This is a genomic window from Streptococcus mitis (assembly GCF_003944325.1).
Taxonomy (GTDB): domain Bacteria; phylum Bacillota; class Bacilli; order Lactobacillales; family Streptococcaceae; genus Streptococcus; species Streptococcus mitis_CW.
The window spans coordinates 15804-27974 of record NZ_RJPX01000026.1; the positions used below are offsets into that span (position 1 = coordinate 15804).

Below are 12171 nucleotides of genomic sequence, written 5' to 3' on the forward strand. Positions count from 1 at the left end.
ATGAATTTAAACGATATTAAAGACTTGATGGCTCAATTTGACCAATCAAGTTTGAGAGAGTTTTCTTATAAGAATGGGACGGATGAGTTGGAGTTTAGCAAGAATGAAGCTAGACTGGTGTCTGAAGTTGCACCTCAAGTCGCTCCAGCACCCGTTCTAGCAACACCGAGTCCAGTAGCTCCTACATCTGCTCCAGCAGAGACTGTAGTGGAAGAGACTTCGACGCCAGCTGAAACAAGTGTAGCTGCTGAGGGAGATCTTGTAGAGAGCCCACTTGTTGGAGTGGCTTACTTGGCTGCTGGTCCAGATAAACCTGCCTTTGTAACAGTTGGTGATAGTGTAAAAAAAGGCCAAACATTGGTAATTATCGAAGCCATGAAAGTCATGAATGAAATCCCAGCTCCTAAGGATGGTGTGGTAACGGAAATTCTCGTTTCTAATGAAGAAATGGTTGAATTTGGTAAAGGATTGGTACGTATCAAATGATCAATATTCAAGGAATCAAAGAATCCCTTCCCCACCGTTATCCTATGCTCCTAGTAGACCGTGTGTTGGAAGTGAGCGAGGATACTATTGTTGCCATCAAAAATGTGACCATCAATGAGCCCTTCTTCAACGGTCATTTTCCTCAATATCCAGTGATGCCAGGTGTTCTGATCATGGAAGCTTTGGCGCAAACAGCTGGTGTCTTGGAGTTGTCAAAACCTAAAAATAAAGGGAAACTGGTCTTTTACGCTGGTATGGATAAGGTCAAGTTTAAGAAGCAAGTTGTACCAGGTGACCAATTAGTTATGACGGCAACGTTTGTAAAACGTCGTGGCACAATCGCTGTGGTTGAAGCAAAGGCTGAAGTGGATGGCAAGCTTGCAGCCAGTGGTACTCTTACTTTTGCAATTGGGAACTAAGGAGGTTCTCCATGTTTCGAAAAATTTTAATTGCCAATCGTGGTGAAATTGCGGTTCGTATTATCCGTGCGGCGCGTGAACTGGGGATTGCGACGGTGGCGGTTTATTCAACTGCTGATAAGGAAGCCCTTCATACGCTTTTAGCAGATGAAGCAGTTTGTATCGGTCCTGGCAAGGCAACAGAGTCTTATCTCAATATTAATGCGGTTCTATCAGCTGCAGTCTTGACTGAGGCAGAAGCCATTCACCCAGGTTTTGGATTTCTCAGTGAAAATTCCAAATTTGCTACCATGTGTGAAGAGGTGGGAATCAAGTTTATCGGTCCATCTGGTCATGTTATGGATATGATGGGGGATAAAATCAATGCGCGCGCTCAGATGATCAAAGCAGGTGTGCCTGTTATACCAGGTTCAGATGGAGAAGTGCATAATTCTGAAGAAGCTTTGACTGTTGCTGAAGAAATTGGCTATCCTGTTATGCTCAAGGCTTCAGCAGGTGGAGGTGGTAAAGGGATTCGTAAGGTTGAAAAACCAGAAGACCTCGTTTCAGCCTTTGAAACAGCCTCTAGTGAAGCCAAGGCTAATTATGGCAATGGTGCCATGTACATAGAACGGGTCATCTATCCAGCTCGTCACATCGAGGTTCAAATCCTGGGAGATGAGCATGGACATGTAATTCACTTGGGAGAACGGGATTGTTCTCTTCAACGGAATAATCAAAAGGTTTTGGAAGAAAGTCCTTCAATTGCAATCGGAAAAACACTGCGCCATGAAATCGGTGCTGCTGCTGTTCGAGCGGCAGAGTCTGTTGGCTATGAGAATGCAGGGACCATTGAGTTTCTTCTTGATGAAGCTAGCGGTAAATTCTATTTTATGGAGATGAATACTCGTGTACAAGTAGAACATCCAGTAACAGAGTTTGTTTCAGGTGTGGATATCGTTAAGGAACAGATTCGCATTGCGGCAGGTCAACCTCTGTCTGTTAAGCAAGAAGATATTGTCCTACGTGGCCATGCCATCGAGTGTCGTATCAATGCAGAAAACCCAGCCTTCAACTTTGCTCCAAGTCCCGGTAAGATTACCAATTTATATCTTCCAAGTGGGGGAGTTGGCTTGCGCGTGGATTCAGCGGTTTATCCAGGTTATACTATTCCGCCTTATTATGATAGTATGATTGCCAAAGTCATCGTTCATGGAGAGAATCGTTTTGATGCCTTGATGAAAATGCAACGAGCCCTCTATGAACTAGAGATAGAGGGGGTGCAGACCAATGCAGATTTCCAGCTTGACCTCATTTCAGATCGCAATGTCATTGCTGGAGATTATGATACTTCTTTCTTGATGGAAACCTTCTTACCTAAATATCAAGAAAAAGAATAAAATGACTTTAAGAGTTTAAACCGAAAAGGGGAATCAATGGCTCTATTTAGTAAAAAAGATAAATATATTCGAATCAATCCTAATCGTTCGGTTAGGGAAAAACCTCAAGCAAAGCCAGAGGTTCCAGATGAATTATTTTCTAAGTGTCCAGGTTGTAAGCATACCATCTATCAGAAGGATCTGGGAAGTGAGCGTATCTGTCCACAATGTAGCTATACTTTTCGTATTTCTGCCCAAGAACGCTTGGCTTTGACAATTGATATGGGAACCTTCAAGGAATTGTTTACAGGGATTGAAAGCAAGGATCCCTTGCATTTCCCTGGTTACCAAAAGAAACTGGCAACTATGCGTGAAAAAACAGGTCTGGATGAAGCCGTTGTGACAGGAACTGCTCTTATTAAAGGTCAGACTGTGGCTCTTGGGATTATGGATTCCAACTTTATCATGGCTTCTATGGGTACAGTTGTAGGGGAAAAAATTACTCGCTTGTTTGAGTATGCTACTATTGAACAGTTGCCAGTTGTTCTCTTCACAGCCTCTGGTGGAGCCCGTATGCAGGAAGGAATCATGAGTCTCATGCAAATGGCCAAGATTTCTGCAGCGGTTAAACGCCATTCAAATGCAGGCCTCTTTTACCTGACCATTTTGACAGATCCAACGACAGGTGGTGTAACAGCTTCTTTCGCTATGGAAGGCGATATCATTCTAGCAGAACCACAGAGTTTAGTCGGTTTTGCTGGGCGTCGTGTGATTGAAAATACGGTTCGTGAAAGCTTGCCTGAGGGGTTCCAAAAGGCAGAATTCCTATTGGAACATGGCTTTGTGGATGCTATTGTTAAAAGAAGAGACTTGCCAGATACCATTGCTAGCCTAGTCAGATTGCACAGAGGGGGTCCTAGATGAATATTGCAAAAATAGTCAGAGAAGCGCGTGAGCAGAGTCGCTTGACAACCTTGGACTTTGCGACAGGCATTTTTGATGAATTTATCCAATTACACGGTGACCGTTCTTTTCGTGACGATGGTGCAGTTGTTGGTGGTATCGGCTGGCTTGGAGACCAAGCTGTAACAGTGGTTGGTATCCAAAAAGGCAAAAGTTTACAAGATAACCTTAAACGGAATTTTGGGCAACCGCATCCAGAAGGTTACCGCAAGGCCCTACGGTTGATGAAACAGGCTGAAAAGTTTGGTCGTCCAGTTGTGACCTTTATCAATACAGCAGGTGCCTATCCTGGTGTCGGAGCGGAAGAACGTGGTCAAGGAGAAGCCATTGCTCGCAATCTCATGGAAATGAGTGACCTGAAAGTTCCGATTATTGCTATCATTATCGGTGAAGGTGGTTCAGGCGGGGCTCTGGCATTAGCAGTCGCAGACCGTGTCTGGATGCTGGAAAATTCTATCTATGCCATTCTCAGTCCAGAAGGTTTTGCTTCTATTCTATGGAAGGACGGTAGTCGTGCTATGGAAGCAGCAGAACTGATGAAAATCACCTCACATGAACTATTAGAAATGGGCGTGGTGGATAAGGTGATTTCTGAAGCAGGACTTTCTAGTAAAGAACTGATTAAGAATGTTAAAAAAGAACTCCAAGCTGATCTAGCTAGACTTTCACAAAAACCGTTAGAAGCGTTGTTGGAAGAACGCTATCAACGATTTAGAAAATACTAATACTTCAGAATACGTAAAAACTAGAACTGGCAGTCAGTTCTAGTTTTTATGTGCTTCTTATACTCAATGAAAATCAAAGAGCAAACTAGGAAACTAGCTGCAGGCTGCTCAAAACACTGTTTTGAGGTTGTAGATAAGACTGACGAAGTCAGTCACAGATATACGACAAGCCGACGCTAACGTGATTTGAAGAGATTTTTGAAGAGTATTACTCTGCATAAAGGACGAAGAAAAAGTGCTTGGAAGACCAAACACCTTTTTGATTATTCATTTTTTTGATTATTCATTTTCTTCAGTTACAAATTGACTGAGCAGTCCGTTGATAAAGCGGGCTGATTTTTGATCTGAAAAATTCTTGGCAAGTTCAATAGCTTCATTGACTGCTACCAGCTGAGGTGTATCAAATGATGTGATTTCAAAGATTCCTAAGCGTAGTAAGTTTTTTTCGACCAAGGTCAATCGTTCAACTGTCCAGCCTGATTTGAGATGCTGGTTGATTTGTTTATCCAACTCGTCTTTTTGAGCTTGAACACCAGAAACCAAGTTCAGAAGAAAGGCAGGAATTTGTACATCTTCATCTTCACGGTCATGTGTGTAGGCAAAGCGACAAGCTGTTTCCATATCTGTGCCGAATTCAAGACTCATAAGAGCTTGAAAAGCGCATTTACGAAGTTCGCGTCTAGATTCTAATAATGGACTAGTCATTGAGGAAGTCCTCGTTAAATAGATCTTTCAACTCAGGTTTTGGTGTTTTATCTGGAACGATTCCTGCAACATGGATGTTGACAGCAGAAAGTTCCACATCAGCCATATCACGGACAGCATCTTTGACTGCTTTTTGAATAGCAAGAGCCACTTTTGGTACTTTCACACCGTACTCAAGATAGAGATAAATGTCAGCAGTTAGTTCTTCGTTGCTTTCTTTTAAGTAGACGCCACGACCAAGAGAGAGTTTTGATAGGGTATCAGATACGGATTTATTTGAAAATGAGTGGACACCATCAACTTTAGCAGTTGCGATGGCAATGATTTTTTCAAGTACACGTGGAGCGATAACGATTTCGCCAAATTGTTCTTCAGTTCCCATAGAATGACCTCTTTCTAGAGATTAGGCACGAGAAACGTAAGTTCCTTCTGCAGTGTTGATGATCAATTTTTGTCCAGCTTCGATGAAGTCTGGAACGTTGACAACAAGTCCAGTTTCCATAGTTGCTGGTTTACCAGAACCTGTAACAGTAGCACCTTTGATAGATGGTTGTGTTTCAGCAACTGTCAATTCAACGGTAGTTGGTACAGTTACACCGATTACTTCAGTTCCGTAGAATTGGATTTTTACATCAGAGTTTTCAAGGATGTAAAGCAATTCATTTTCAACGTTTACGACTGGGATTTCGTATTGGTCGTAAGTTTCAGTGTTCATGAAGTAGGCAGTTTCATCCATTTTGTACAAGTATTGAGCTGGAACAGTTTCGATAATAGCTTGTTCGAATTTTTCTTCTGGACGGTAGCTTGTGTCAAATGTAGAACCAGTACGGACATCACGCAATTTCATACGCATAATCGTGTTCCCTTTACCTGGTTTGTGGTGGCTAGCTTCCAAAACGCGGATTAATTTTCCGTCTGCAGTTTCAAATGTCATACCAGCTTTCAATTTGCTTGCTTCAATCATGTTTTTACCTCTTTAATAAATATTATTACTCTTCATTTTACCATAAAAGGAATGAAAAAGAAAGTTGAAGGTGGGATAATGGAGATATTTATATAAATTTATACTTGTACAAAAAATGTTTTAGAATGGTATGTTTTTTAAATGAAATTTATAAACAAATATCTTACAAAATTACTTTGAAATATGATATAATACAGTGAAAGTATATTTGTACCTAAGCGTGCATATATATATATATATATAAGGTGGTAAATCATGTTTAAATTATCTAGACAACAAAAAGATCATCGGTATTTTTGTGGAAACCGATACGAAAAATATTCGATTAAAAAATTAAAAGTTGGTGCTGCGAGTGTTTTAATCGGGGCAGGATTTTTGTTTGGTTACAATGTAGATACGGTAGAAGCTGACTCTGTTACTGAAACAGTAGTCAAGAAGGAAGCTGATACGGAACTAAATCAAGCTCAAGAAAATACTCAAGCAGGAACTGTCTCTGAGCAACCAAAAACAAATGGAGAAAAGTCAGCTGAGCCAGCAACACCTGTAAAAGAAAATGAAAAAGCTACAGAACAAGCTTCAACAGGTTCAGAGAATACTAACACAGTAGAAGCAACTGATACAAAACCATCTGTCGATTTATCTCTCTTGCAAGCAAAACTAGCAGATTTGGAAGCGCAAATAGAGCGTGTCAGAGGAAATAAAAAACAAGTCTCTCAAATTCAGGCTGCCGAAAAACTAGTTGCGGAAGCTAAGCAATATTTAAACGCTTTGGGTGCTACACAGTCAGTAGCTGATAAAAAGGCCAAAGAAATTAGCTCATTAACTTCTATCTTAAAATCAATTAAAGCTGAAGAGATATCTAAAGAAAATAAAAATCAAGATAGCCGTAATGGAAAAAAGATGGAAGAAGGAACTGGTTTCCGTACTGGAGTGACAGCCCAAGCTTTAACAGGGTCAATTCATTTTGATAATTCAAATGGACCAACAGAAAAACAAATTCCTGTTGCAAATAATGGTGACGGTGAACGTGTAATAAATATGGCGATTAGTTATTCTGCGTCTTCAACTGAAACGGTTACCGATGGGAAAGTGCGTGTAACTATTCCAAAGGCATTTCTGCACTCTACCAAAAAACCGGAGTTTAAAAATTCATCATTTGTAAAAAGTGTTGATGATTTATCAACTACAACGAATTATGTTTATGATTTAAATTTAAATCCCATGAACGGAGGAACTGTTGCAGAAAGTTTATTAAAATTATATGTGGGTACCTCTATAAAAATGCTCCATCGAGAGGTGATGTATTAACAGTTAATACAGATTTTATATCAGGAGGAGAGACTCTATCAACGAAGTCAGCTAGAGCTTCTTTTGACTATTTGTCGGAAATTTTATATAGAGAAAAAGAGTGGCGAACTAAAACTGTAAAATATATGGTCGATCAGTTTGGTGCTCCATTACCGGAATTTAAAATGGGGTCAGTTTCGAATGGAACTTTCAAGCCAATTGAAGGAAATACATTTAAATTACCATTTATTATGAGTGATCAGAGTTTTTTCAATAACGAAGAAACGAATCAAAATGGGAATGGACGTTTAACAAGTTATGATTATACGATTAGTGGAATTCCAGATTTCTTAGAATTAGACCCAACAAATATTAAAAATAATAAGTTTTGGACATTAGAAAATGGAGTTTTAACTTTACATCCAGATGAAAATAAAGGTATCGATCAAAGTTTACTTTATGGTGGACCAATTTTAAAAGTAAAAGAAGGAGCTTTTAATACTCCGGAAGCTATTGAAAGAGTAATTGAGTCAAATTCTACTAAAGGCTTCAATGCTAATATCGTTTATAAAGCAGTTGGGCATAGACCTGATGGTTCAACATTTACTCAGACATTAGATAATCCTGATGGATTTAGATTATATCTCGGTGATGGTATTCCTGCTATTAAAGAGATGGATACAAGAATTTTTCCTGAAACCAATCAACGATTATATTCACATGCAAGTAATGAGGACAAATTTAACGCTAGATTTTCTATTCCAAATGATAAATTAAAAGGTGATGGAGCATTTTTACCAAGTCAGTATATAAACTATTTTATTCCAAAAGATCAAGAAGGGAATTATTTCACAAAATTCCAGTTAAATAGAGTATTTACAAATGAAATAAAAGCTGATGGTTCAAGAGGATTTAGAGGTTATTACAGAGAAAAGTTAGAAGGAAATTTAAAAGAGAATTTTAAATTATATGGAGTAACTAAAGATAACCAAGCTGAATTGTTGAAAGAATATACTTCAATTGATGAATTATATAATACTATTGAAATTAATCCTGAAAAGAAATATGATCATTTAATTCTAAAACATCCGGGTATAGTAGATGAATTTCAAAGATATAATTCAACTTCTAAAACAATAACTGGATTAGAAGCAAGACTTGGTGTAACTGTTGGTAAATGGAAGGAAAAAGCCCAAGATAGTACAATTCAACGTTATAGAGATGAAATAGCTCAAGGTTCTACATCAGAGAATACAATAGAGAGTGCTATAGCGATGGAACGTCCTGCTACAGGAAGTGGAGAGGTTGCAGAACACATTAAAACTCCAACAANATTAACATTAAATATGAATCAAATAGGGAGTCAAACTTTAACTAAAGATGATTTAACAAGAGGTCAAACAATTCCTATTGCAGTAACGTATTCAGCAGAGGATTATTTTGGGTTAATAGAATCAGATAATGATGGAAGTAAGACTTACGATATAAATAAATTAGATCCCAATATTACTAAAACAAGTGTAATGTTATTAGCAGATCCAAAGTTACCATTGAAAGACTTTAGATTAGCAGCAGATAATCGTTTATTATCAAAATACACATTATATTTTGGTGGAGCGAATGGTGATGCTGCAAAAGAACCGTATGATAAATTAAAAGAATCTTATGATACTGTAAATCCAACTAATATTATCGAAAATTATAAAGGAACAGGTAAGCGAGCTTATATCTTTGATTCAAAAGATTTAAATCTTACTGGTTATGATTTAAATAGATGGATAAAAGGTGGATTATATAGTCCTACAGCTTTGACTTTCGAAGTTGAAAATAATGGACAAGTTGAAGCTGGAACTTATGGGATTGAATCTTATTTAGTATGGAATAGTGAATCGGAGACATTGATAGGTAATGACAATTCAATTAATGCTAATTTTGTTGAAAATCATGCGCCAGGTTTATCTATTTCAAAAGCAACTATTAATGTTACTATTAATAATATTGCTGAATATTCAGCTTCTTTAACAATTGCTAAACCTGGGACTACAGGTGTGCGAGGAATTATTGATGTTAAGAATGGACAAGAAGTTATCTTATCGCCACAAATTGAAAACTTAACAGACCTTCCTCAAAAAGTAAAAGAAGCTGTAGTATTAATACCTAAGAAAGAAGCTCTGACATATTTAGAAGCTCCAATAGTTGATAATTCTGATGAGTATGATGTAGTTTANACAACTACAACTGAAGATGATAAAACACAAGGTACATTTGTAAGTGCAGCACAAATCACCAATTGGAAAGATGTTACTGCTGTTAAATATGTATTTAAAGATAATTATACTGTAACAAAAGAGCATGGATTTAAACATAATTTTAATCTGCGTGTTGACCAGAATAATCCAAACTNTGTGAAAAGTACTTCTCAAATTTTTCTTAAAAATGGTCAAGATGTTTGGTTAGAATCGAATGTTGTTGGTTTGAGAACGGAAGATGTTCGTGGAAAACTAGAAGTGTACTATAAAACTGTAGATGGCGAGCTCTTGAAAGAGTTCCCAAAAACTAGAGATTTTNAAGGACAGCCTTATACTACAACTAAAGAATCAATGCTTAAAGGTTTTGTAAATAGATGGTATGCTACGAACGACTATATTTTTATTGAAGTTCAACCAGATTCTGATCCAGTATCAGGAACTTACGAAAGACAGGTAACTAAGAAAGTTACTTATCTATATGATAAGGCTAAAGTAAATGTAGAAACTAAAGAAATTACAAGAACTATTAATTATATTGAAAAAAATAATGAAGGTAATATCATTTCTAATCCAGTAATTCAAAAAGTAACAGTCTCAAGAAAAGTGTATACTGGAGAAAAAACAGGACGTGTTGTAGAAGATGATTGGGAAATTCCTGCAAATGCTAAATGGGAGTCTGTAACTTCTCCAACACCTTCAGAATGGGAAAAACCAGAAGTAAAAGTTAATGATCAATATATTGCTAAAGAAGCAATTGATGAAGTGGTAATTACTCCTGAAGTTCTTAATAACGGTAATGTAGTAGAAAATGTATATTATGAAAAAATTATACCAGTTGGTGGAGATGTAGTTGCAAAATATGTTATCGAAGGTACAACAACTGAATTAAAAACAGCAACAGATGTCGCTAAGGGATTAAAAGTCGGGAAAAACTATACTTCAACAGCGCCAGCAGCAGGTGAAGAGTTAACAGCTACTGATGGTAAAGTTTATGTATATAAAGGACATAAAGATACATCAGCCGCAGAAACAGGTACAGTTACAGCAGATAAACAAGAAGTCGTTTATGAGTACGCACCAAAATTAGGTGGAAACGTCGAAGTTAAATATGTCATTGCAGGAACAGAAGAAAACTTAAAAGATCCAGTAGCATTAGTAACAAATAAACAAGTAGGAAGTGACTACACTGCGACGAAAGATGCAACTATTACAAAAGAAGATGGAAGAGTTTATAAACTTGTTGTAGCAAATAATGGACTAAAAACAGGTTCAGCTGGAGAAACAGGTAAAGTAACTACAGAAAAGCAAACAGTTACTTATGAGTATGAGTTGCAAAAAGGTGATGTAACAGTAAACTATACAGATACTGAAGGAAATGCGATTGAAGGTAAGACAAGTGTCAAAGCTGAAACTCAAAGTCCAACAGGTAAAGAGTACAACACAAACACACCAGACTTAAAACCAGAAACAATCACAACTGAAAGTGGCAAAGTGTACAAATTAGTACCAGCCCAAACAGTAGGAAAAGAAACAGGTAAAGTAACGGTTGAACCAACAGAAGTAACGTATAAATACGAACTCCAAAAAGGTGATGTAACAGTAAACTATACAGATACTGAAGGAAATGCGATTGAAGGTAAGACAAGTGTCAAAGCTGAAACTCAAAGTCCAACAGGAAAAGAGTACAACACAAANACACCNGACTTAAAACCAGAAACAATCACAACTACTAAAGGTGATGTTTATGAATTCGTGAAAAAATCTGAAACATCAGCTCCTGAAATTGGAAAAGTCAATAAGGGAGTTACAACAGTTGAGTATATTTACCGTAAAGTCGTAACAACTTATGTAGATGAAAAAGGAAAAGAAATCAACCCTTCAGACAAAGGAACGAAAGATAAGAAAGACATTCCAGAGTACATTTACAAAGAAACTAAGAAAGATGAAAAAGGAAATACAACGCACGTATACCGTCAAGTCGTAACAAGTTATGTGAATGAAGAAGGAAAAGAAATCAACCCTTCAGACAAAGGAACGAAAGATAAAAAAGACATTCCAGAGTACATTTACAAAGAAACTAAGAAAGATAAAGATGGAAATACAACGCATGTATATCGTCAAGTTATAACAAGTTATGTAGATGAAAAAGGAAAAGAAATCAACCCTTCAGACAAAGGAACGAAGGATAAGAAAGATATTCCAGAATACATTTACAAAGAAACTAAGAAAGATAAAGATGGAAATACAACGCATGTNTATCGTCAAGTTATAACAAGTTATGTAGATGAAAAAGGAAAAGAAATCAACCCTTCAGACAAAGGAACGAAGGATAAGAAAGACATTCCAGAGTACATCTTCAAAGAAACTAAGAAAGACGAAAAAGGCAATACAACGCATGTATACCGTCAAGTCGTAACAAGTTATGTGAATGAAGAAGGAAAAGAAATTAATCCTTCAGACAAAGGAACGAAGGATAAGAAAGACATTCCAGAGTATATCTTCAAAGAAACTAAGAAAGACGAAAAAGGCAATACAACGCATGTATACCGTCAAGTCGTAACAAGTTATGTGAATGAAGAAGGAAAAGAAATCAACCCTTCAGACAAAGGAACGAAGGATAAGAAAGACATTCCAGAGTACATCTTCAAAGAAACTAAGAAAGACGAAAAAGGAAATACAACACATGTATACCGTCAAGTCGTAACAAGTTATGTGAATGAAGAAGGAAAAGAAATCAATCCTTCAGACAAAGGAACGAAGGATAAGAAAGACATTCCAGAGTACATCTTCAAAGAAACTAAGAAAGACGAAAAAGGCAATACAACGCATGTATACCGTCAAGTCGTAACAAGTTATGTGAATGAAGAAGGAAAAGAAATCAACCCTTCAGACAAAGGAACGAAGGATAAGAAAGACATTCCAGAGTACATCTTCAAAGAAACTAAGAAAGACGAAAAAGGAAATACAACACATGTATACCGTCAAGTCGTAACAAGTTATGTGAATGAAGAAGGA

10 protein-coding genes are annotated in these 12171 nt (G+C 37.2%); 7 read left to right on the plus strand and 3 right to left on the minus strand.

All coding sequences use genetic code 11. From position 1 onward, the window contains the following. The 5 genes from accB to D8787_RS08005 are packed head-to-tail and all read left to right on the plus strand — an operon-like array spanning position 1 to position 3951. Complete coding sequence (accB, locus tag D8787_RS07985) at positions 1–486, plus strand: acetyl-CoA carboxylase biotin carboxyl carrier protein (RefSeq protein WP_125422604.1); 486 nt, start codon at positions 1–3, stop codon at positions 484–486. Continuing rightward, positions 483–905 carry a 3-hydroxyacyl-ACP dehydratase FabZ gene (fabZ, locus tag D8787_RS07990; RefSeq protein WP_125422607.1) on the plus strand — a complete coding sequence of 141 codons (423 nt, stop codon included), beginning with the start codon at positions 483–485 and terminating at the stop codon, positions 903–905. Before accB ends, fabZ begins: the two co-directional genes overlap by 4 nt. Before the next feature lie 11 nt (positions 906–916). Further along, the gene (gene accC / locus D8787_RS07995) at positions 917–2284 is read left to right on the plus strand and encodes an acetyl-CoA carboxylase biotin carboxylase subunit (RefSeq protein ID WP_125422610.1); all 1368 of its coding nucleotides are present in this window, start codon (positions 917–919) and stop codon (positions 2282–2284) included. 36 nt (positions 2285–2320) lie between these two features. Further along, positions 2321–3187, plus strand: coding sequence for an acetyl-CoA carboxylase, carboxyltransferase subunit beta (gene accD, locus D8787_RS08000; protein WP_042901452.1), 867 nt, complete (start codon positions 2321–2323; stop codon positions 3185–3187). Then, positions 3184–3951, plus strand: a complete 768-nt coding sequence (locus tag D8787_RS08005; protein WP_125422613.1) for an acetyl-CoA carboxylase carboxyl transferase subunit alpha — start codon at positions 3184–3186, stop codon at positions 3949–3951. The genes accD and D8787_RS08005 overlap by 4 nt, the downstream gene beginning before the upstream one ends. Positions 3952–4230: 279 nt before the next feature. On the opposite strand, the gene nusB is transcribed toward D8787_RS08005, so the two are convergent. From nusB to efp, 3 genes are read right to left on the minus strand one after another with little or no spacing between them, the layout of a single operon-like run. Continuing rightward, on the minus strand, positions 4231–4656 hold the full coding sequence (gene nusB, locus D8787_RS08010; RefSeq protein ID WP_000203642.1) for a transcription antitermination factor NusB: 426 nt from the start codon (positions 4654–4656) through the stop codon (positions 4231–4233). Beyond that, complete coding sequence (locus D8787_RS08015) at positions 4649–5038, minus strand: Asp23/Gls24 family envelope stress response protein (protein WP_125422616.1); 390 nt, start codon at positions 5036–5038, stop codon at positions 4649–4651. Before D8787_RS08015 ends, nusB begins: the two co-directional genes overlap by 8 nt. 21 nt (positions 5039–5059) lie before the next feature. After that, on the minus strand, positions 5060–5620 hold the full coding sequence (gene efp / locus D8787_RS08020) for an elongation factor P (RefSeq protein ID WP_000568643.1): 561 nt from the start codon (positions 5618–5620) through the stop codon (positions 5060–5062). Positions 5621–5875: 255 nt separating this feature from the next. On the opposite strand from efp, the gene D8787_RS08025 reads away from it, so the two are divergent. Further along, complete coding sequence (locus tag D8787_RS08025) at positions 5876–6928, plus strand: YSIRK-type signal peptide-containing protein (protein ID WP_125422619.1); 1053 nt, start codon at positions 5876–5878, stop codon at positions 6926–6928. 71 nt (positions 6929–6999) lie between these two features. After that, positions 7000–12171 (plus strand): MucBP domain-containing protein (locus D8787_RS08030; protein ID WP_185776779.1); only part of this gene is annotated, 5172 nt, incomplete at its 3' end.

Coding starts and splice junctions, on each gene's coding strand:
- D8787_RS08025 (WP_125422619.1), top strand. CDS start 5,876: ATGTTTAAATTATCTAGACAACAAAAAGATCATCGGTATTTTTGTGGA.
- accD (WP_042901452.1), top strand. CDS start 2,321: ATGGCTCTATTTAGTAAAAAAGATAAATATATTCGAATCAATCCTAAT.
- accB (WP_125422604.1), top strand. CDS start 1: ATGAATTTAAACGATATTAAAGACTTGATGGCTCAATTTGACCAATCA.
- fabZ (WP_125422607.1), top strand. CDS start 483: ATGATCAATATTCAAGGAATCAAAGAATCCCTTCCCCACCGTTATCCT.
- efp (WP_000568643.1), bottom strand. CDS start 5,620: ATGATTGAAGCAAGCAAATTGAAAGCTGGTATGACATTTGAAACTGCA.
- accC (WP_125422610.1), top strand. CDS start 917: ATGTTTCGAAAAATTTTAATTGCCAATCGTGGTGAAATTGCGGTTCGT.
- D8787_RS08005 (WP_125422613.1), top strand. CDS start 3,184: ATGAATATTGCAAAAATAGTCAGAGAAGCGCGTGAGCAGAGTCGCTTG.
- nusB (WP_000203642.1), bottom strand. CDS start 4,656: ATGACTAGTCCATTATTAGAATCTAGACGCGAACTTCGTAAATGCGCT.
- D8787_RS08015 (WP_125422616.1), bottom strand. CDS start 5,038: ATGGGAACTGAAGAACAATTTGGCGAAATCGTTATCGCTCCACGTGTA.